Below are 18,988 nucleotides of genomic sequence, written 5' to 3'. Positions count from 1 at the left end.
CGCGCAGCCCCTTGCGCCGGTTTGCGCGGGTCCTGCGCCGGGCGGACGATAGCGATCGCGCGGCGGCCGGCAAGATGCCGGAGAGCTTTGCCTTTCCCGGATTTGCGCGCCATAATCCGCGAAACAGGCGGTTCGGGAAACGATGACAGCAGTCCGGCGCAACCTTCCGAGTGATCCGGCCGCCGCGGCGGCGGGTGCAGGTCCCGATGTCCCCGCCCTGGTCGTGGTCTATGGGGCGGTGCGATCGGGCACGACGATGTTCCGGCTGATGCTGGACAGCCACCCCCTTGTCGCCAATCCGGGCGAGGTGGATTTCCTGTTCGACCACCTGCATCCCGATCCCGCCCGTCCGGGCGGCTGGCGCTATGACCGGGCGGGGCTGCAGGCCAGCCGGATCTTCCGCGCCCACCGGCTGGAGCTGCGCCCCGACCTCGAGGGGATGGAGCTGATGGGCGACATGCTGCGCCAGTTCGCGGCGCGCGCGCCCGGCGCGGTGCTGACGGTGAACGTCCATCACAACATCGCCCGCGTGGCCCGGCTGTGGCCCCGGGCCCGCTTCATCCACATGCTGCGCGACCCGCGGGACGTGGCGCGGTCCTGCGTGGGCATGGGCTGGGCGGGAACCAGCTATCATGCCGCCGCAAACTGGCTTGCCGCCGAACGGGGATGGGACGAGGCCGCGCCGCTGCTGCGGCCCGAACAGGTGCTGACCCTGCGCTTCGAGGATCTGATGCGCGATCTGGAAGGCCAGCTGGCCCAGGTCTGCGCCTTCCTGGAGGTGCCCTGGACGGACGGAATGCTGCGCTATCACGAAAAATCCAGCTATCAGCCGCCCGACCCGCGGATCGCCCACCAATGGCGCCACAAGGCCCCCCGTCCGAGATCGCGCTGATCGAGGGGCGCTGCGCGGCGCTGATGGCGGCGCGCGGCTATGCGCCCGAATGCGGCCCCCGGGCGCCCCGCCGGGCCGAAGCCCTGGCCCTGGCGGTCCTGAACCGCACCCGCCGCTGGCGTTTCAACATCGGCCGGTTCGGTCTGCCGCTGTTTCTGGCCGGTCATGCGACGCGCCTGCCGGGGCTGCGCGTCTTCCGTCCCCGGGTGCGGCTGCGCATGGATGAAAAGATCAGCAGATGGCTGAAGTGAGCCTTCGTCCCGGTGATCCCGACCTGCCCGGGGCCCCATGACCAGCATCCTCGTGTCGCTGGCCTGGCCGTTCGTGGTCTTCTGGCTGTTCGCGCGGCGCCAGCCGGCGGCGGCCCTGGCCTGCACGATCCTGGGCGGCTATCTGCTGCTGCCGCGCAATTTCAGCATCGACCTGCCTGCCTTCCCGACGCTGGACAAGAACTCCATCACGGCGCTTGCCGCGCTTGCGGCGGGCCTGGTCCTGATCAAGGGGCCGCGGCTGCAGGCCCTGGCCCCGGGCATGGTCCTGCCGGGCCTGGTGCCGCGCAGCCGTTCGCTGCGGATCCTGCTGGTGCTGATGGTCCTGGGCGTGCTGGGCACGGTGCTGACCAATGACGACGCGCTTCGCTTCCCCGGCCGTTCCTGCCGGGGCTGCGGCCCTATGACGCCGCATCCATGCTGGGAAACGCGCTGTTCGGCCTGCTGCCCTTCCTGCTGGCGCGCAAGTTCCTGGCCCATCCCGACACGCAGCGGACGCTGCTGGTGACGCTGGCGGTGGCGGGGCTGCTCTATTCCCTGCCCGCGCTCTACGAGGTGCGGATGTCGCCGCAGCTCAGCCGCATGATCTATGGCTATTTCCCCCATTCCTGGATCCAGCACATACGGGGCGGCGGCTTCCGCCCGGTGGTGTTCCTGAACCACGGGCTGTGGCTGGCGATCTTCCTGTGCTCGGCCTTCCTGGCCGCCCTGAGCCTGTGGCGCAGCGGCGCCGGGCCGCAGCGGATGCGGTGGATGCTGGCAGCGGGCTGGCTGTTCATGACGCTGGCGCTGTCCAAGGGGCTGGGCGCGCTTGGCATCGGCATCCTGCTGGGCGCGGTGATCCTGTTCCTGCCGATCCGGCTTCAGATCCTGACGGCCGCGGTCCTGGCGGGCGTGGTGCTGGTCTATCCGATGCTGCGGGGCGCGGGGGTCGTGCCGGTCGATCGCATCATCGCCCTGGCCCAGGGGATCGACACCGAACGCGCGGGATCGCTGGCCTACCGGATCGAGAACGAGGACATCCTTCTGGACAAGGCCAACGAACGCCCGCTGTTCGGCTGGGGAAGCTGGGGAAGAAACCGGGTCTTCGACGAGAAGGGCAACGACATCAGCACCACCGACGGCTATTGGGTGATCCTGATCGGAACCGGCGGCTGGGTGGGCTACATCGGCGAATTCGGGCTTCTGACCATTCCGCTGATCTTCCTGGGGATGCGATGGAAGGGCATGGCGCTGACCCCGGCCACGGCGGGCATCGCCCTGGCGCTGACCGCCAACCTGGTCGACCTGCTTCCGAACGCCACCATGACCCCGGTGACATGGCTTCTGGCCGGCGCCCTGGCGGGGCGGCTGGAACTGGGGCGGCTGCCGCAGGGCGCGGCGGGCGCGGATCCGGCCGACCCCTTGCCGGCCCGGCGCAATGCCTATAGCCGCCAACGCAGCCGCCATCCCTCGCATGGTCCCGAACCCCTGTCCGCCTCGCGCATGATCCGATGACACCCTCGATCACCGTCTCCATCATCAACTACCGCACCGGCCCGATGACCCTGGACTGCGTGCGCTCCGTGCTGGCAGACCTGGCGGGCCATGCCGGGCAGGTGGTCGTCGTCGACAACCGCTCCGACGACGGCTCGGCCGAGGAGATCGAGGCCTGGATCGCGGCCCAGGATCCGCCGGTGCCGGTGCGGCTGGTCCGGTCGCCCATCAATGCCGGCTATTCGGGGGGCCACAACAGGGGCATGGCGGCGGCGCCCGCCGACCACTACCTGATCCTGAACTCGGACGCGCTGCTGCGCCCGGGCTTCTTCGACGCGCTGCTGGCCGCGGCCCGGGCCGATCCCGACGCCGGGCTGATCGTCCCCCGCCTCGAGGGAGAGGACGGCACCCCCCAGGTCAACTGCTTCCGCTTTGCCGGGCCGGCCAGCGAATTCATGCGCGGGGCCATGTCGGGGCCGGTGACGCGGCTGCTGAAGGCGCGCGAGGTCGCCCTGCCGGTCGATCCGCCCGAAGACCGGATCGAATGGGCCAGCTTTGCCTGCATCCTGCTGAACGGCCGCATGGTCGAGCAGATCGGCCCGATGGACGAGGGCTATTTCCTGTATTTCGAGGATGCCGAATACTGCCTGCGCGCGCGCCGGGCAGGCTGGCGGATCCGCCGGGCCCCGGACGCGGTGGCGGTGCATTTCCGGGGCGGGTCGGGGCCGGTCAAGGCCCTGGCGCGCGCCCGCAAGCGGGGGCCGGAATACTATTACCGCTCGCGCAGCCGCTTTCTGGCCCAGGCCCACGGCCGGGGCGGCCTGATCGCGGCCAACCTGGCCTGGCACGCGGGTCGCGGGCTGGCCCAGTTCCGCCGCCTGCTGGGCAAGCCGGTCCATTCCGCCGCCGAAAGCGAGGCCCGCGACCTGTGGATCGGGGCGCGCCGCCCGCTGGACCCCTTCCGCCCGCAAGGATGACCCCCTCATGCGCCAGCCTGACCGCCTGCCCGATCCTCAGGCCGACCGCCTGCCCGACTTCCTCATCGTCGGCGCGATGAAATGCGGCACCACCACCTTGCAGGCGCAGCTGGCGGCCCAGCCCGGCATCTTCATGACCACCCCGAAAGAGCCCAACTTCTTTTCCGACGACGCGGTTTTCGCGCGCGGCATGGACTGGTATCGCGGGCTGTTCGCGAAGGCCCGCCCGGGCGATCTGAAGGGCGAGGCATCGACCCACTACACCAAGCGGCCCACCCATCCCGACACCATCGCCAGGGCGCGCCCGCATCTGCCCTCGGTCCGGCTGGTCTACATGATCCGCAACCCGCTCGAGCGCGCCGTCTCGCACTATATCCACGAATGGAGCCAGGCGCGCATGGGCGCCGACCCGGTCGCCGAATTCGCCCGCCATCCCGAACTGGTCGATTACGGCCGCTATGCCTGGCAGATCGCCCCCTGGATCGAGGCCTATGGACGGGACGCGGTGCTGCTGACCAGCCTGGAACAGCTGGCCGCCGACCCGCAGGGCGAACTGACCCGCGTCGCCCGCCACATCGGCCTGGCCGGGCCGGTGGCCTGGCGGGCCGATCTGGGGGCGCAGAACGTCTCGGCCGAACGGGTGCGCAAGTTCCCCCTGGAACGGCTGCTGATCGCCAATCCGGTGGCCACCGCCCTGCGCCGGACCCTGGTGCCCAAGGCGGTGCGCACCGCCATCCGCAACCGCCGCCGGATCGAGGCCCGCCCGGCCCTGCCCGCCGATCTGCGCGACCGGCTGCAGGCGCGGTTTCTGCAGGACCGCGCGGATCTGGCCCGGCAGTTCCCCGGGCACCCGGCGCTGCGCCTGTGCTATCCCTTCGCGGCCCAGCCCGCCGATGGCTGAGCCGGTCATCGACGCCGTGGCCATCGGCCGCAACGAGGGGGCGCGGCTGGTCCGCTGCCTGGACAGCCTGCGGGCGGCGGGCTTCCGCCGCATCGTCTATGTCGATTCCGGCTCGACCGACGCCAGCATCGCCGAGGCCGAGGCGCGCGGCGTCCAGGTCGTCCGACTGGATCTCTCGCGCCCCTTCACCGCGGCCCGGGCGCGCAATGCCGGGTTCGAGGCGCTGCCCCAGGGGCGCGAGGCGCCGGACTTCGTGCAGTTCGTCGATGGCGATTGCGAACTGGTTCCCGGCTGGCTGCCGCTGGCGGCGGGGTTCCTGCAGGCCGATCCGCAGGCCGGCGTCGCCTGCGGCAGGCGCCGCGAGATCGCCCCGGGGGCGTCGCTCTACAACCGGCTGATCGACCGGGAATGGGATACCCCTGCGGGGCCGGCGCGCGCCTGCGGGGGACGCGCTGATGCGCGCCCTGGCCCTGCGCCAGGTGGGCGGCTTCGACCCGCGGATGATCGCCGGGGAAGAGCCCGAGCTTTGCGTGCGGCTGCGCCGGGCCGGCTGGACCGTCTGGCGGCTGGACGCCGAGATGACCCGCCACGACGCCGCCATCACCCGCTTCGGCCAGTGGTGGCGCCGGGCGCGGCGGGCGGGCCACGCCTATGCCGAGGGCGCCGCCCTGCACGGCGCCGCCCCCGAACGCCACAATGTCGCGCAGACCCGCCGCGCCCTGATCTGGGGCCTTGGCCTGCCCCTGGCGGCGGGGCTGGGGGCGCTGCTGGTCCATCCCGGGGCGCTGCTTCTGCTGCTGGCCTGGCCCTTGCAGATGGCCCGGCTGTGGCGCCGCCACCGCGACGCGGCCTATGCGGCCTTCCTGGTCCTGGGCAAGCTGCCCGAGGCCCTGGGCGTGCTGGAATACCGCCTGGGGCGGCTGACCGGCCGCGGCGGGCGGCTGATCGAATACAAGTGACGCCCCTGGCAAGGCGGGCGGCCCACGGACCCTAGGGTCCAGACTCATTGATCTTCAAAGCCAGAACATGACGGTTGCGGCGAGGGCGACGGCGGAGAGGAAGACCTTTGGGCATCTGTCGTAGCGTGTTGCGACGCGTCGCCAGTCTTTCAGGCGACCGAACATGATCTCGATGCGGTTGCGGCGGCGATAGCGCCGCTTGTCGTAGCGGACCGCCTTGCCGCGCGACTTCCGACCCGGGATGCAAGGGCGTATCCCCTTGTCTTTCAGCGCTTCCCGGAACCAGTCGGCGTCGTAACCGCGATCCGCGATCATCCACTCGGCAGCGGGCAAGCTGCCCAGCAGGGCGGCGGCTCCGGTGTAGTCACTCACGTGGCCCGCGGTCATGAAGAACTTCAGGGGCCGTCCCTTGGCGTCGGTAACGGCATGTAGCTTGGTATTGAGCCCGCCCTTCGTTCTGCCAATCAAACGTCCGCGCTGGTCGTCGGGCCCCCCTTTTCGCCCGCAGGCTCGAAGCCGTGCGGTGCGCTTTCAGGTAGGTCGCATCGATCATGATGGTCTTCTGCCCGGCACCCTCGGAGGCCAGTCCTTCCATCATCCTGGCGAAGACTCCCATGTCGCCCCACCGCTTCCATCGGTTGTAGAGCGTCTTCGGAGGTCCATACTCACGTGGCGCATCGCACCATCTCAACCCATTACGATTGATGAAGATTATGCCGCTCAAGACCCGACGATCATCAACCCGCGGCTTGCCATGACTCCTCGGAAAGAACGGCTTCAAACGCTCCATCTGCTCGTCGGTCAGCCAGAAAAGATTGCTCATCATTGCCCCCATCAGTTCGGGAGCGTGAATCACGCAGCCAAGGCGACCGCAAGCCGATTAATGGGTCCTGACCCTAGTGGAAGATCGAGATCGCCTCCCAGCTTCCGGTCACGGCGGGGGCCAGGGCCCGCGAGGCCGCGACGAATTCGGCCACCGCGTCCCAGTTGAACCACAGGGCCGCCGCGCCGATCGCCAGTCCCAGCAGCGCGAACAGGGCATCGCGGGACATGTCCGTGCCCTTGTAGCGCCGAAGATAGGACTGCTGCAGCGGATAGACCGCGCAGATCAGCAAGCCCTTGACCAGCACCAGCCCGAACAGCCCCAGCTGCCAGAAGCACAGGAAGGTCAGCACCAGATAGATCGGCATCTGGATCATCACCAGATAGGAGAACCGGCGCAGATCCCCCTCGGCCATCAGCAGGTTGTTGCTGCCCATGATCAGGGCGCCCGGGATGTTCATCAGCGCCATCACGACCAGCATCGGCCCCGCCCCCGCGTAGCGGTCGTCATAGAGCAGCTGGATCAGCGGCCCGCCGACCACCGCCAGGGCGCCGAACATCAGCACCAGGCTTCCCGTCAGAAGGTTGCGGGCCCGGCGGATCCTGCGCAGGTTCTGCGCGCTCTGCGAGGGGGGCATCTCCCGGTACAGGGGGAACAGGATCTTCCCGGCGATCATCCCGCCCAGCATGGCGGGAAATCCGGCCATGAAAAAGGCGATGTTGTACACCCCCAGATCCCCCAGGCTGACGAACCGGCCCAGAAACAGCTTGTCGCCCTGATTGATGAGGAACCCCGCCAGGGTGCTGAGAAAGATGAACCGGCCGAAGCCCAGCAGGTCGTGCACGGCCGATCGGTCCCACCGCAGGCGGTTCGGCACCCCCTCCATGAAGCGGTGCCCGGCCAGGACGGCCACCACATTGCCGACGAGCGTGCCGATCACGAGCGCCCAGACCGAAGGCCAGACCCAGGCCAGACCGATCATCACCGCCAGGCTGATGGCCTGCGTGAAAAGCCCGATCACGGTCTGCCGGCCCAGCCGGATCCTGCGGTTCGCCACCGCCGTCTTGGTGGTCGCGAACCCCGAGATCACCGCGTTCAGCCCGACCACCGGCAGCAGCCACAGGATCTGCGGCTCTTCGTAGAAAACCGACAGGGGCCAGGCCAGGGCGCAGGCCACCAGCCACAGCACCCCGCCCCGGATGATCTGGATGGTCCAGGCCGTATTGAGGAAATCCGGCTCCTCGCCCCGCTTGTTCTGGATGATCGAGGGACGGATGCCGATGTCGGAAAACATCTGCAATCCGATGATGAAGGTCTGGATCAGGGCCATCAGGCCGAAGGCCTCGGGAAACAGCAGGCGCGTCAGCGCCGGGTTCGACAGCAGCCGCAGAAGCTGGCCGCCGCCGGTTCCGGCAAGGGAAATCACCGTGCCCCGGATCACCCGGCTGCGCAGCCCCTCGCCCCTGAAATGATTCATCAATCGCAAGATCAACAGCTCGAATGGCAGCGTCGGGCCATCCCATATCCTTCCGCGCCGGAAGCGTCACCCCGAAACCGCCCCCGCCGGAAGGACAGACCCGGATGGCGGCCGGCAGGCCAGGGCAGGCCGGGCCGGGGCCGCCTTCCCGTCAGGACCGGCGCAACCCGTTCCTGATCCGCCAGTGCAGCATCTTGAGGCTCTTTTTCAGCCGTGTATTGGCCTTGGGCGGGGCCGCGGCGATCACCGGCTTGTCCAGGAAGGGGCAGATCCGGTCATAGCCCAGCTCCTCGAGCCGCAGTTGCAGATAGTCCCGGGGCCGGCCGGCGAAATAGGCGGCAGCTTCGGCATTGTGGCGCCGATAACGCTCCAGCCAGGCGCGCTCGTGGCCCTTGGGATAGGGCGAGCCGTAGATCAGCTGGTGCAGCGCGTTGGGATGGTCGGCGAAATCGCGCACCGCGCTTGCGATCCAGGCATCCGGGTCGCGGATGACATGGATGAACTTCGACCCCGGGAACCGCTGGTCCAGAAAGCGGTAGAGCAGCGGCCAGGGCGTATCCTTGGCCGCGTCGTGGCTGTCCATGATCGACACCGCCCGCCGCTCGAGATCGTCCCAGCCAAGATCGGACCGCGCCGCCAGGTCGCGAAAGCCGTGATAGCCCGCGACCCGGTATCCAAGCTGGCCCAGCATGGTCCCCAGGGTGGTGGTGCCGCTTTTCTGAAAGCCGATCCCGAATACCTTGGTCAATGATGCCCCCCTGCTGCGCCCGCGGCCACTCTAGCGCCGATGCCGCGCAAAAGGCGCGTCTTTCCCGGATCAAGGTTTACGGCACTGCGCCGCCGCCCCCGGCCCGGGAAAGGACCGCGGGAACCGGCGCATCCGCTTGCGCACTGTCCCCTTGCGGCCCCATCCCGCCACCGGCCCATCTTGCGTCCCGGCCGCGATTGGGGCAACCGCGCCGGGGTGGACGCAGCGCAGGGACGAAACGGATGACCGGCACAGCCGCCGCGCCAGCGGCGACCAGAACGGCCGCGGGCGCGGCGATCGGCCTCGAAGGGGTCGGCAAGGCCTTCGAGGGGCCGGGCGGCGCGCGGGTCGTGGCGCTCGAGGACGTGACGCTGCATGTCGAGCCGGGGGCGATCTGCGGGATCATCGGCCGGTCGGGCGCGGGCAAGTCCACGCTGCTGCGGATGGTCAACGGGCTGGAACGGCCGACCAGCGGCACCGTCACCGTGGCGGGGCGCGACGTGGGCCGGGCGCGCGGCGCCGACCTGCGCAGGGTCCGGCGCGAGGTGGGCATGATCTTCCAGCACTTCAACCTGCTGTCCTCGCGCAGCGTGGCGGGCAACATCGCCCTGCCGCTGGAGATCGCCGGCACGCCGTCCGACAGGATCCGCGCCCGCGTCGCCGACCTGATCGCGCGGGTGGGCCTTGACGGGCTGCAGGACCGCTATCCGGCCGAACTCTCGGGCGGGCAGAAGCAGCGCGTGGGCATCGCCCGGGCGCTTGCCATGCAGCCCCGGGTGCTTCTGTCGGACGAGGCGACAAGCGCGCTTGACCCCGAGACCACGCGGACGGTGCTGCGGCTTCTGGCCGACATCAACCGCGACCTGGGCCTGACGATCCTGCTCATCACCCATGAAATGGCGGTGGTGCGCGACATCGCCAGCCACATGGCGGTGATCGAGGCGGGCCGGATCGTGGAATCGGGGCCGACCTACGACATCTTCACCCGTCCCGGCCATCCGACCACGCGATCCTTCCTGGGCGGGGTCACGGGGCTGACCCTGCCCGCCTTCCTGGCCGGGCGGATGCTGGACCGCCGCCCCGACGGCCCGTCCCAGCAGGTGATCCGCGTGACCTTCGCGGGCACCCACGCCACCGACCCGATGCTGTCCCGGCTGGCCGTGGAAAGGGGCATCGCCTCCAACATCCTGGCCGGCGCCATCGAGGAGGTGGGCGGGCGCCCCTTCGGCAACCTGCTGATCTCTGTCGATGCCGCGCAGGGGGCCGAGGCGCGGGCCTATCTGGAACGGCACGGGCTTCTGACCGAGGTGCTGGGCCATGTCCGCTGACCTGATCTGGCTGCTGTGGGAAGCGACGCTGCAGACCCTCTACATGGTCGCGGCCTCGACCCTGCTGGGCACCGCCTTCGGCCTGCCGCTGGGGGTGTTCCTGGCCGTCTCGCAGCGGGGCGAACTGCTGTCGGCGCCCTGGGCGAACAAGGCTCTGGGGCTGGTGGTCAACGCCACGCGGTCGGTGCCCTTCATCATCCTGGTGGTGGCGATCATCCCGCTGACCCGCGCCATCGTCGGCACCTCGATCGGCACCGATGCCGCCATCGTGCCGCTGACCCTGGCCGCGATCCCCTTCATCGCCCGGCTTGTGGAAAACGCCATCCGCGAGGTCGATCCCGGCCTGATCGAGGCCGCCCGCGCCATGGGCGCCACGCCCTTGCAGATCATCACCAAGGTGCTGCTCCGCGAGGCCCGGCCCGGCATCGCCCTGGGGCTGACGCTGGCCGTGGTCAGCCTGATCGGCTATTCCGCCATGGTCGGCGCCGTCGGCGGCGAAGGCCTGGGCGACCTGGGCATCCGCTACGGCTATCAGCGCTTCATGCCCGAGGTGATGCTGGCGGTGGTCGTGGTGCTGATCGTGCTGGTGCAACTGGTGCAGTCGGCCGGCGAATGGATCGCCGCCCGCTTCGACAGGCGCGCCCCCCGCAACCGGGGCCGCTGACATGGCCCCGATCCCCGCAGACAAGAAAGGAACCCGTCCGATGCTGCGTCTTGTTACCCTGACTTCCGCCCTGGCGCTGTCCGCCGCCGCCGCCCTGGCCCAGGACATCAAGGTCGGCGTATCCCCCGGCGAACACGCCGAGATCATGGAGCAGGTCGCCCGCGTCGCCGAGCCGATGGGCCTGGACATCGAGGTGGTCGAGTTCTCGGACTACGTGATCCCGAACACCGCGCTCGCCGACGGCGACATCCAGGCCAACAGCTTCCAGCACCGGCCCTATCTGGAAAACCAGATCCGCGACCGCGGCTTCGACCTGGTCGAGATCGCCACCACCATCACCACGCCGATGGGCGTCTATTCCGACAGCCTGGACAGCCTGGAGGCGCTGCCGGACGGCGCCAGGATCGGCATCCCGAACGATCCGACCAATGGCGGGCGGGCGTTGCTGCTGCTGCAGGATCTGGGGCTGCTGACCCTGGCCGAAGGCACGGGCCTGGTGCCCACGCCCCTGGACATCACCGAGAACCCCAAGGACCTGGAGTTCCTGGAACTGGACGCGGCGCAGCTGCCGCGGTCGCTGGCCGACACGGATGCCTCGATCATCAACACCAACTACGCGCTTGCCGCGGGCCTGGATCCCAACACCGACACGATCGCCATGGAAAAGGCCGACAGCCCCTATGTGAACATCATCGTGGTGCGCCAGGGCGATCAGGACCAGGACTGGGCGAAAAAGCTGGTCCAGGCCTATCACAGCCCCGAGGTGAAGGCCTTCATCGAGGAGAAGTACGCAGGCTCGGTGCTGACCAGCTGGTGACCGCAGGGGACCGCCGCATGGGGCGGCCCCTTCTTCCTTCCCCGGCCCTGACCCGGGCGCGGCCGCCGGGCTCAGCCCAGGCCCAGCGTCGCGCGGCCGCGGGCCACAAGCGCCGCCAGGTCGGCGCGGGACTGTTCGCCAAATTTCAGCTTGCCGACTGGCAACCCCCATTGTCATCCTTAGGGTTTGGCAGCAGTGTCTGGTGCAATTCGTCTTTGTGGTGACAAAATGTTTCAAAGCTCTTCCAGGTCTGAAGTTTTGCCAGAGAGCATCCCTTCTATTCTGTATCAGACATGGGAAACGCACGAGTTGAGCGAGGGTATGGCGAAAGCTCGAGACACATGGCTGACTGCAAATCCTGACTTCCAGCACATCCTGCATGACGCTGAGGAGCGTCGTGCCCTTGTTTCCGAGTTTGGTGAAAAGCCTTTACGCGCATACGACCTTCTTCCCAGTGGGGCCTTCAAGGCTGACTTGTGGCGTTACTGTGCGCTGTACAAAACAGGTGGCGTTTATGCTGATATAGATTCATTATGTTTTGCGCCTTTGAATGAATATCTTCGGAATGAAGACAGGTTTGTTGCGTCCGCAGGTGTTCGTCCAGACGGTAGACTTGCTTGGGTAATTTCAAACGGGATGATAGCCTCGGCACCTGGTCATCCTTTTCTGGAAAAGGCCATTTCGCGGGCTACGAACCTCACTCTCAGGGGCGATCTGGACGGATTTTTCACGACAGGACCAGGTGGGCTAGGTATTTCCGTCAATCGCGTCCTGGGCCGGCGGGATAAATATCCCAACCCTGCAGGAAATTACGATCATGGATTCCGTCTGCTTCGAAAGGTAAGGTCAGAGATTTTCGATGGCGAACGACTGGTCGTTTCCGCTCATTATAAAGGCTACAAGGATGACTTGTCGCGGCTTGGGATTGCGCATTGGCGATCGCAGGAACATCCGCTCAGCCTATGGCAAAAGGTCAAGCGGCGGTTCTGGAACTAGCAACCCTGGCTGTTGTCCAGCCTGGTGAAGCCTGCTGTGACCTTCGACACCCTGACCCGGGCGCGGCCGCCGGGGGCTCAGCCCAGGCCCAGCGTCGCGCGGCCGCGGGCCACAAGCGCCGCCAGGTCGGCGCGCGACTGTTCGCCGAACACCGCCTCGTCACCGGCAAGGAAGGTCGGCGTGCCCATCAGGCCCATGTGCTCGGCCAGCTGGAAGGACAGGCCGATGTGGCGGCTCACCGGCTCGGCCTCCATGCCGCGGCGCAGGGCGGCTTCGTCCAGGTCCATCCGGCGGGCCACGCGCATCACGCTGGCTTCCTCGGCCCGGCCGTCCATGGCCAGCAGGGCGGTGTGGAACTGCCAGTAGCGGCCCGTCGGCAACGAGGCCAGCGAGGCGCGGGCGGCGAAGTCCGAGCCCTCGCCGAAGACCGGCCATTCGCGATAGACCACCCGCAGCCGCGGATCCGAGGCGATCAGGCCCTGGATCGGGCCGGCCATCCTGCGGCAATGCGGGCAGTTGTAGTCGAAGAACACCGACAGGGTGATGTCGCCCCGGGGGTTGCCCAGGACCGGCGCGGTCGGGTCGCGTTCCAGGGCCTGGCGCAGCTCCTCGGGCATCGGGTTGGGGCGGTCGGCGGCGCGCAGCGGCAGGGCGGCAAGCGCCCCGCAGGCGGCGGCACTGGTCAGGACAAGGCGGCGGGGGATCATGGGGCGGGCCTTTCGGATGGGGACGCCACACTTAAGCCGCCGGCCGGGCGCGGGGAATGGCCCGGCGGTCACGATGCCGTAGGCGGGCCCGGCGGCGCTGACATCGGGGCCCGGGGGGGTAGACTTGCCGGACCGACCGCGACCGGCCCGACCGGCTGTCGCCCGAGGGCGGCCATGATCGCCGATCCGGGCGGTGTGAGCGACTTCACATGTCCGGGACCGCGCGCATATCGGTTGTCCCGAGGCGCGCGATGGGGTGTTCTGGTGCCAGATCGTCGGGTCGCCGGAGGGAGTAAGGAATGCGCGCGGTCAAGGCCGTCCTGGGACTGGTCGTGATCCTGGCCGCGGCTGCGGGCGGGCTGTACCTGACCGAACGCCTGCTGGCCGCCTCCGAACCGGCGGCGGCGGCGCAGCAGGGCGGCGGCGGCCCGCTGCGGGTGGAAACCATCGCCCCCGAGACCGTGACCTTCGCCGATGCCGTCACCGCCGTGGGCACCGCCCGCGCGCGCCGGGCGGTGGAACTGCTTCCCGAATCCGGCGGCCGCATCCGCCGCATCGCCTTCCAGCCCGGCGATCTGGTCGCGGCGGGGGCGGTGCTGGTGGAACTGGACGACCGCGCCGAGCAGGCCGACCTCAAGGCGGCCGAGGCTACCCTGGCCGAGGCGCAGACCGCCTTCGACCGCCTGGAAAGCCTGAACCGGACGGGCAACGCCTCGGACGCCGCCTTCCAGACCGCCCGCGCCGCCCTGCTGCGCGCCGAGGCCGAGCGCGACCGCGCCCTGGTGGCCCTGGAAGACCGCAGCCTGCGCGCGCCCTTCGCCGGCGTCGTCGGCCTGTCCGATCTGGTCGAGGGCCAGGTGATCGACACCGCCACCCCCGTCACCACCCTGGACGACCTGGCGGTGATCGAGGTCGATTTCAGCGTCCCCGAAACCCTTCTGCCGCGCCTGGAACGCGGCCAGCGGGTCGAACTGACCTCGGCCGCCTGGCCCGGCCGGGTGTTCCAGGGCACCATCAGCCGCATCGACAGCCGCGTGGACGCCGCCACCCGCAGCCTGGCGCTGCGCGCGGAAATCCCCAACGACGACCGCGCGCTTGCGGGGGGCATGTTCCTGCAGGTGCGGCTGGTGCTGGGCGAACGGCGCCGCCCGGCGGTCCCCGAAAGCGCCCTGTCGGTGGAAGGCGACCGGACCCTGGTCATGGTCGCCGACGGCGACACGGCGCGGCAGGTGGACATCGTCACCGGCCAGCAGCAGGAGGGCCTGGTCGAGGTGGTGTCGGGGCTTGCGCCCTCGGCGCGGGTGATCGTCACCAACCTGCACCGCCTGACCGACGGCGCCGCCATCGAGCCCGTGGCCCAGGAACGCCGGGTCGAGGCCCTGCCCGCGGCGGCCCCGCCCGTTCCCGCCCCCGCCCCGGCGGAGGGCGGCGGATGAGCCTGCCCGACCTGTCCCTGCGCCGGCCGGTGACGGCCACGGTCCTGAACCTGCTGATCGTCCTGATCGGCGCCGTCGCCATGTCGCGCCTGCCCGTCCGCGAACTGCCCCAGGTCGATGCCGCCCAGGTCACGGTCCGCGTCGATTACACCGGCGCCGCCCCGGACGTGGTGGACAGCCAGGTGGCCTCGGTGATCGAGGGATCGCTGGCGGGGGTCAGCGGCGTCACCTCGATGTCCACGGAATCCGAACGGGGCCGGATGCGCACGGTGCTGACCTTCGATTCCGGCCGCGACATTGACGCGGCCGCCAACGACGTCAGGAACGCCGTCGAGCGCGTGGTGGGCCGCCTGCCCGAGGAGGCCGAGCGCCCGCTTGTGGACAAGAACGACAGCGAGGGCGATCCGGTGGTGCGGCTGTCGCTGTCCAGCCCGGACATGACGCCGCTGGAACTGTCGGACTACGCCACCCGCTTCCTGGTGGACCGCTTCTCGCGCCTGCCGGGCGTGGCCAACACCGTCGTCTTCGGCGCCCGCTCGCCCGCCATGCGGATCTGGCTGGACCAGTCGCGCATGGCCGCCTATGGCGTCACCACCGGCGACGTCATCGACGCGCTCGAGGCCAACAACATCGAACTGCCCGCCGGAGAGATCGAGACCGGCGCCCGGCAGCTGCAGGTCCTGGCCCAGACCCGCTTCACCAGCCCCGACACCTTCCGCCAGGTGGTGATCCGCGACGCGGGACCCGCAGAAGCCGGCCGGCCGCTGCGCCTTGGCGACATCGCGCGCATCGAGGAAGGCCCCGAGCAGCGGGAATCGATCTTCCGCGCCAACGGGGTGATCTCGCTGGGGATGGGGGTCCAGCCGCAGGCCCAGGCCAATACCGTCGCCATCTCCGAGGCGGTGAAGGCGGAACTGGCCCGGATCCGCCCCACCCTGCCGCCGGGCATGAGCCTGGACATCACCGCCGACGAGGCGGTGTTCATCGAAAGCTCGATCGCGCAGGTCCTCAAGGTCTTTGCCGAGGCGGTGGCCCTGGTGATCGCGGTGATCTTCCTGTTCCTGGGCTCGATGCGGCTGTCGATGATCCCGGTGGTGACCATCCCGGTCTCGGCGCTTGGCGCCGGGCTGGCGATGCTGGCCCTGGGGTTTTCCATCAACATCCTGACGCTGTTCGCGCTGATCCTGGCCATCGGCCTGGTGGTGGACGACGCCATCGTGGTGCTGGAAAACATCCAGCGGCACCGCGCCATGGGCAAGTCGCGGCTGGCTGCGGCGCGCGACGGATCCGCCCAGGTCAGCTTCGCGGTGATCGCCACCACCGCCGTGCTGATCGCGGTCTTCGTGCCCGTCAGCTTCATGGAGGGCGAGATCGGCAAGCTGTTCGCCGAATTCGGCATCGTGCTGGCGGTGGCGGTGGCGGTCTCGGCCCTGGTCGCGCTGACCCTGTCGCCGGTGCTGGCCGCGAAGATCATGCCGCGCGAGGAACGCCCCAACGTGCTGACCCGGGGCGTCAACCGCCTGATCGGCTGGCTGGAGCGCGGCTATGGCGCGGTGCTGGACCGGCTGATCGCCCGGCCCGTGCCGATCCTGGCCCTGACCGCCTTCCTGATGGCGGGGGCCGTTGCCGTCTATGGCCACCTGCCCCGCCAGCTGACCCCCGACGAGGACCGCGGCCAGATCCGCATCACCGTGACCGCGCCGCAGGGCTCGAACCTGGCCTATACCGACGCCGCCACCCGCAAGGTCGAGGCGCTGCTGGAACCCTTGCGCGAGGCCGGCACCGTCACCAACGTCACCACCATCGTCGGCACCTGGGGCGAACTGCGCCGGTCGCTGCTGCTGGTGAACCTGGCCGACTGGAAGAAGCGCGACGTCAGCGTCGAGCAGGTCATCGCCGACCTGCGCCCGCAACTGGCCCGCATCCCGGATGCCGCGACCTTCATCCGCGCCGCGGAGGGGCTGGGGCTGGGCAGCGGGCAGGGCAACATCCGCTGGATGCTGGGCGGCCCCGACATGGACCGGGCGGCGGCCTGGGCCAACGACATGGCGGGGGTGCTGGAGGACGACCCGCGGCTCGCCTCGGTCGAGGTGAACCACGCCGCCAACCAGCCCGGCGCCAACCTGTCGATCGACCGCACCCGCGCCCAGGATCTGGGCCTGTCGGCGGAAACCATCGCCCAGACCCTGCAGGTCCTGTTCGCGTCCCGCAGCGTCGGCGAATACACCAGCGACGGGCGGCAGTATCCGGTGGTCCTGCAGGCCTCGCCCGAGGACCGCGATTCCGTGCAGGACATGCTGTCGGTGTTCCTGCGCAACGACCGGGGCGACCTGATCCCCCTGTCGGCCTTCGCCGGCATCGCGACCGGCGCCACCGCCCCCGCCGTCAACCGCTATGACCGCCTGATCTCGGTCGAGATGGAGGCCGACATCGCCCCCGGCACCGATCTGGCCGGCGCCATGGCCGCGGTCGAGGAGGCGATGGCCGGGATGCCCGCCGGCGCGGTCCTGGCCTGGGAGGGGCAGGCCAAGGACTATCTGGAAAGCTCGGGCGGGATCGCCACGGTCTTCGCCATGTCGCTGATGATCGTCTTCCTGGTGCTGGCCGCGCAGTTCGAAAGCTTCCGCACGCCGCTGACGATCATGCTGACCGTGCCCTTGGGCCTGGCCGGGGCGGTGGTGACGCTGCTCATCACCGGGGGGACGGTGAACATCTTCTCTCAGGTGGGGATGATCCTGCTGATCGGCATCATGGCCAAGAACGGCATCCTGATCGTGGAATTCGCCAACCAGCTGCGCGAGGAGGGCCGGCCCCTGGTCCAGGCCGCGCGCGAGGGCGCGGTCACCCGCCTGCGCCCGGTGATGATGACCACCATCGCCACCATCCTGGGCGCGGTGCCCCTGGCCATCGCCACCGGCGCGGGGGCCGAAAGCCGCCGGGCCATCGGCGCGGTGATCGTGGGCGGGCTGTCGCTGGCCTTCGTGCTGACGCTGCTGATCACCCCGGTGATCTATGTCCTGATCGAGGGGATGCGGCGCAAGCCGGCCGGAGAGGCCGCGCCGGTGGCGGCGGAATAGGGGCTGGCGTCCCGCGGTGGCCGGGGGCGCTTCGCCCCCGGACCCCCGGCCCGGCTCCCGAGCCGCCCCTTCAGGGGCGACTGGCATCCCGGCAGGGCCGCGCTAGAATGCGGACATGCGCGGATCCGGGCTTTCCTGGCACGATTCGGGCGATGGCGACCAGCCCGCCCCGCCCCGCCCGGCCGACTGGCTGGCGGCGCAGGCGGCCCTGGCGGTCGAACTGGCCGGGGCGGCGCTTGCCGCAGGCCGGCTCGAGGCGCGCCTGACGGCGATGGAGGACAGCGCCCGCGCCGGCGCCACCGCCGCCTGGCCTTGGCCGAGATCGAGGAGATGCTGCGCGCCCAGGGCACCCCCTGTCGCGCGAGGAGATCGGGCTGGACGCCATGGCGGCCCGCGCCGGCACCGACCTGGCGGCCATGGCCCAGGCCCGCTGGGCCCTGCGGCGGCTGGAAGGACAGTCCGACCCGGCCCGGCTGCGCGATTTCCTGGCCCTGCACCGGAGCGATGACCGGACCGGCCCGCGGGAAGGCGGCCGGGCGGCGGATCCGGCCTGGTCGGACCGCCCCTCGGGCGCGGCCTTCGACGCGGCGGCGGCGGATTTCCTGGAGGCGGTCGAGGGGCTGTCGCGGCTCCATCCCCTGGCCCGCGCGCCCGCGGCCCGGATGCTGTGGCGGCTGGCCGACCTGTCGCCCGGCGGCGCCGGGATCGAGGCCGCGGTCTGGGCCGCCCGCGACATGGCCCGGGCGACGCCGGGCCTGGCCTTCCTGCCCCTGGGCCGGCACGGCCGGGCGATCTGGACCGACGGCGGCCCGCCCGAGGCCCGGCTGTCGCGCCACCTGGCCGCCGTGGCGCGCGGCGCCGCGGACGCCTGCCGGATGCTGGACCGCCTGGCCGACTGGGCGCAGGCCGCGCGCGGGGCCACCGCCGCCATCAAGGGCCGGAACCCCGCCCGCATCATCGCGGCCTTGGCCGCCCACCCGGTCCTGCACACCGCCCAGGTAGAGGAGCTGGCGGGCATCAGCCGCGACACCGCCGAACGGCTTCTGTCGCGGATGCGCGCCCTGGGTCTGGTGCGCGAGATCACCGGCGCGCGGCGCTTCCGGCTGTGGGCGGCGGCGGCCTGAGGCCGGCGCGGCGCTTGCCCCCGCGGGCGCGGCGCTCTAGCAGTCCGGCAACCCAAGGACTGCAAGGCGCGCGACGATGCCCCATCCCGACCTGACCCTGGCCGCCGTCGTCGTCACCCATGACCGGCTGGACCAGCTTGCCACGACGCTGGCCCGCCTTCTTGCAGAGCCGGTGCAGCACGTGGTGGTGGTGGACAACGCCTCGGGGGACGGGACGGCCGGCTGGCTTGCCGGGCAGCGCGACCCGCGGCTGATCCTGCACCGGTCCGAGCGGAACCTGGGCGGCGCGGGCGGCTTTTCGCTGGGCCTGGAGATCG

General features: G+C 70.1%; 18 protein-coding genes and 1 pseudogene. 15 read left to right on the top strand and 4 right to left on the bottom strand.

Annotation, left to right across the window (positions count from 1 at the left end):
- Window positions 1-142 precede the first annotated feature (142 nt).
- The 7 genes and pseudogenes from ACZ1HC_RS16190 (at window position 143) to ACZ1HC_RS16160 (ending at window position 5,474) form a co-directional block, all read left to right on the top strand.
- On the top strand, window positions 143-892 hold the full coding sequence (locus tag ACZ1HC_RS16190; protein WP_472701003.1) for a sulfotransferase family protein: 750 nt from the start codon (window positions 143-145) through the stop codon (window positions 890-892).
- On the top strand, window positions 856-1,143 hold the full coding sequence (locus tag ACZ1HC_RS16185) for a hypothetical protein (protein WP_472701002.1): 288 nt from the start codon (window positions 856-858) through the stop codon (window positions 1,141-1,143). Before ACZ1HC_RS16190 ends, ACZ1HC_RS16185 begins: the two co-directional genes overlap by 37 nt.
- 37 nt (window positions 1,144-1,180) lie before the next feature.
- Window positions 1,181-1,669, top strand: coding sequence for a hypothetical protein (locus ACZ1HC_RS16180; RefSeq protein ID WP_472701001.1), 489 nt, complete (start codon window positions 1,181-1,183; stop codon window positions 1,667-1,669).
- Entirely contained in the window at window positions 1,579-2,658 is a 1,080-nt protein-coding gene (locus ACZ1HC_RS16175; RefSeq protein WP_472701000.1) for a hypothetical protein, read from the top strand. Before ACZ1HC_RS16180 ends, ACZ1HC_RS16175 begins: the two co-directional genes overlap by 91 nt.
- Window positions 2,655-3,614 (top strand): glycosyltransferase family 2 protein, encoded by a 960-nt coding sequence (locus ACZ1HC_RS16170; RefSeq protein ID WP_472700999.1) that lies wholly within the window; start codon window positions 2,655-2,657, stop codon window positions 3,612-3,614. Before ACZ1HC_RS16175 ends, ACZ1HC_RS16170 begins: the two co-directional genes overlap by 4 nt.
- A 7-nt stretch (window positions 3,615-3,621) precedes the next feature.
- Window positions 3,622-4,515, top strand: coding sequence for a sulfotransferase family protein (locus ACZ1HC_RS16165; RefSeq protein WP_472700998.1), 894 nt, complete (start codon window positions 3,622-3,624; stop codon window positions 4,513-4,515).
- Window positions 4,508-5,474 (top strand): annotated as a pseudogene (locus ACZ1HC_RS16160) (glycosyltransferase family 2 protein). The gene ACZ1HC_RS16165 and the pseudogene ACZ1HC_RS16160 overlap by 8 nt, the downstream one beginning before the upstream one ends.
- 54 nt (window positions 5,475-5,528) lie before the next feature.
- On the opposite strand, the gene ACZ1HC_RS16155 reads toward ACZ1HC_RS16160, so the two are convergent.
- The 3 genes from ACZ1HC_RS16155 to ACZ1HC_RS16145 form a co-directional block, all read right to left on the bottom strand.
- Window positions 5,529-6,297 (bottom strand): IS5 family transposase gene (locus ACZ1HC_RS16155; protein ID WP_472700997.1). Its coding sequence is split into 2 segments (ribosomal slippage): window positions 5,529-5,976 and window positions 5,975-6,297, totalling 771 coding nucleotides; the frame shifts between segments, so codons are not numbered across the junction.
- 73 nt (window positions 6,298-6,370) lie between these two features.
- The gene (locus ACZ1HC_RS16150) at window positions 6,371-7,774 is read right to left on the bottom strand and encodes an oligosaccharide flippase family protein (RefSeq protein ID WP_472700996.1); all 1,404 of its coding nucleotides are present in this window, start codon (window positions 7,772-7,774) and stop codon (window positions 6,371-6,373) included.
- A gap of 151 nt (window positions 7,775-7,925) precedes the next feature.
- Window positions 7,926-8,522, bottom strand: a complete 597-nt coding sequence (locus tag ACZ1HC_RS16145; protein ID WP_472700995.1) for a sulfotransferase — start codon at window positions 8,520-8,522, stop codon at window positions 7,926-7,928.
- Window positions 8,523-8,764: 242 nt separating this feature from the next.
- On the opposite strand from ACZ1HC_RS16145, the gene ACZ1HC_RS16140 reads away from it, so the two are divergent.
- The 4 genes from ACZ1HC_RS16140 to ACZ1HC_RS16125 all read left to right on the top strand — a co-directional run bounded on the left by ACZ1HC_RS16140 (window position 8,765) and on the right by ACZ1HC_RS16125 (window position 12,327).
- Window positions 8,765-9,850 (top strand): methionine ABC transporter ATP-binding protein, encoded by a 1,086-nt coding sequence (locus tag ACZ1HC_RS16140; RefSeq protein ID WP_472700994.1) that lies wholly within the window; start codon window positions 8,765-8,767, stop codon window positions 9,848-9,850.
- Window positions 9,840-10,514, top strand: coding sequence for a methionine ABC transporter permease (locus ACZ1HC_RS16135; protein WP_472700993.1), 675 nt, complete (start codon window positions 9,840-9,842; stop codon window positions 10,512-10,514). The genes ACZ1HC_RS16140 and ACZ1HC_RS16135 overlap by 11 nt, the downstream gene beginning before the upstream one ends.
- Window positions 10,515-10,554: 40 nt before the next feature.
- Entirely contained in the window at window positions 10,555-11,331 is a 777-nt protein-coding gene (locus tag ACZ1HC_RS16130; protein ID WP_472700992.1) for a MetQ/NlpA family ABC transporter substrate-binding protein, read from the top strand.
- Between the two features lie 309 nt (window positions 11,332-11,640).
- Window positions 11,641-12,327, top strand: coding sequence for a glycosyltransferase family 32 protein (locus ACZ1HC_RS16125; RefSeq protein ID WP_472700991.1), 687 nt, complete (start codon window positions 11,641-11,643; stop codon window positions 12,325-12,327).
- 77 nt (window positions 12,328-12,404) lie between these two features.
- On the opposite strand, the gene ACZ1HC_RS16120 is transcribed toward ACZ1HC_RS16125, so the two are convergent.
- Window positions 12,405-13,034: a DsbA family protein gene (locus ACZ1HC_RS16120; RefSeq protein ID WP_472700990.1), complete on the bottom strand. Its 630-nt coding sequence runs from the start codon at window positions 13,032-13,034 to the stop codon at window positions 12,405-12,407.
- A 299-nt stretch (window positions 13,035-13,333) separates the two neighbouring features.
- Between ACZ1HC_RS16120 and ACZ1HC_RS16115 the strand changes: the two genes are divergently transcribed.
- The 4 genes from ACZ1HC_RS16115 to ACZ1HC_RS16100 form a co-directional block, all read left to right on the top strand.
- Window positions 13,334-14,470: an efflux RND transporter periplasmic adaptor subunit gene (locus ACZ1HC_RS16115; RefSeq protein WP_472700989.1), complete on the top strand. Its 1,137-nt coding sequence runs from the start codon at window positions 13,334-13,336 to the stop codon at window positions 14,468-14,470.
- Window positions 14,467-17,547 carry an efflux RND transporter permease subunit gene (locus tag ACZ1HC_RS16110; RefSeq protein WP_472700988.1) on the top strand — a complete coding sequence of 1,027 codons (3,081 nt, stop codon included), beginning with the start codon at window positions 14,467-14,469 and terminating at the stop codon, window positions 17,545-17,547. The genes ACZ1HC_RS16115 and ACZ1HC_RS16110 overlap by 4 nt, the downstream gene beginning before the upstream one ends.
- 383 nt (window positions 17,548-17,930) lie before the next feature.
- The gene (locus ACZ1HC_RS16105) at window positions 17,931-18,671 is read left to right on the top strand and encodes a hypothetical protein (protein ID WP_472700987.1); all 741 of its coding nucleotides are present in this window, start codon (window positions 17,931-17,933) and stop codon (window positions 18,669-18,671) included.
- A gap of 76 nt (window positions 18,672-18,747) precedes the next feature.
- On the top strand, window positions 18,748-18,988 hold a 241-nt coding region (locus tag ACZ1HC_RS16100; RefSeq protein WP_472700986.1), incomplete at its 3' end, for a glycosyltransferase.

Source organism: Paracoccus sp. BR5-17 (assembly GCF_055693925.1).
This window is presented reverse-complemented; position numbering and strand designations above follow the sequence as displayed.

Excerpts from the sequence above, each read along its gene's own strand:
- ACZ1HC_RS16180 (WP_472701001.1), top strand. The coding sequence starts at position 1,181 with ATGACCAGCATCCTCGTGTCGCTGGCCTGGCCGTTCGTGGTCTTCTGG.
- ACZ1HC_RS16135 (WP_472700993.1), top strand. The coding sequence starts at position 9,840 with ATGTCCGCTGACCTGATCTGGCTGCTGTGGGAAGCGACGCTGCAGACC.
- ACZ1HC_RS16120 (WP_472700990.1), bottom strand. The coding sequence starts at position 13,034 with ATGATCCCCCGCCGCCTTGTCCTGACCAGTGCCGCCGCCTGCGGGGCG.
- ACZ1HC_RS16185 (WP_472701002.1), top strand. The coding sequence starts at position 856 with ATGGCGCCACAAGGCCCCCCGTCCGAGATCGCGCTGATCGAGGGGCGC.
- ACZ1HC_RS16110 (WP_472700988.1), top strand. The coding sequence starts at position 14,467 with ATGAGCCTGCCCGACCTGTCCCTGCGCCGGCCGGTGACGGCCACGGTC.
- ACZ1HC_RS16165 (WP_472700998.1), top strand. The coding sequence starts at position 3,622 with ATGCGCCAGCCTGACCGCCTGCCCGATCCTCAGGCCGACCGCCTGCCC.
- ACZ1HC_RS16170 (WP_472700999.1), top strand. The coding sequence starts at position 2,655 with ATGACACCCTCGATCACCGTCTCCATCATCAACTACCGCACCGGCCCG.
- ACZ1HC_RS16130 (WP_472700992.1), top strand. The coding sequence starts at position 10,555 with ATGCTGCGTCTTGTTACCCTGACTTCCGCCCTGGCGCTGTCCGCCGCC.
- ACZ1HC_RS16190 (WP_472701003.1), top strand. The coding sequence starts at position 143 with ATGACAGCAGTCCGGCGCAACCTTCCGAGTGATCCGGCCGCCGCGGCG.
- ACZ1HC_RS16115 (WP_472700989.1), top strand. The coding sequence starts at position 13,334 with ATGCGCGCGGTCAAGGCCGTCCTGGGACTGGTCGTGATCCTGGCCGCG.
- ACZ1HC_RS16105 (WP_472700987.1), top strand. The coding sequence starts at position 17,931 with ATGGCGGCCCGCGCCGGCACCGACCTGGCGGCCATGGCCCAGGCCCGC.
- ACZ1HC_RS16175 (WP_472701000.1), top strand. The coding sequence starts at position 1,579 with ATGCTGGGAAACGCGCTGTTCGGCCTGCTGCCCTTCCTGCTGGCGCGC.
- ACZ1HC_RS16150 (WP_472700996.1), bottom strand. The coding sequence starts at position 7,774 with ATGAATCATTTCAGGGGCGAGGGGCTGCGCAGCCGGGTGATCCGGGGC.
- ACZ1HC_RS16140 (WP_472700994.1), top strand. The coding sequence starts at position 8,765 with ATGACCGGCACAGCCGCCGCGCCAGCGGCGACCAGAACGGCCGCGGGC.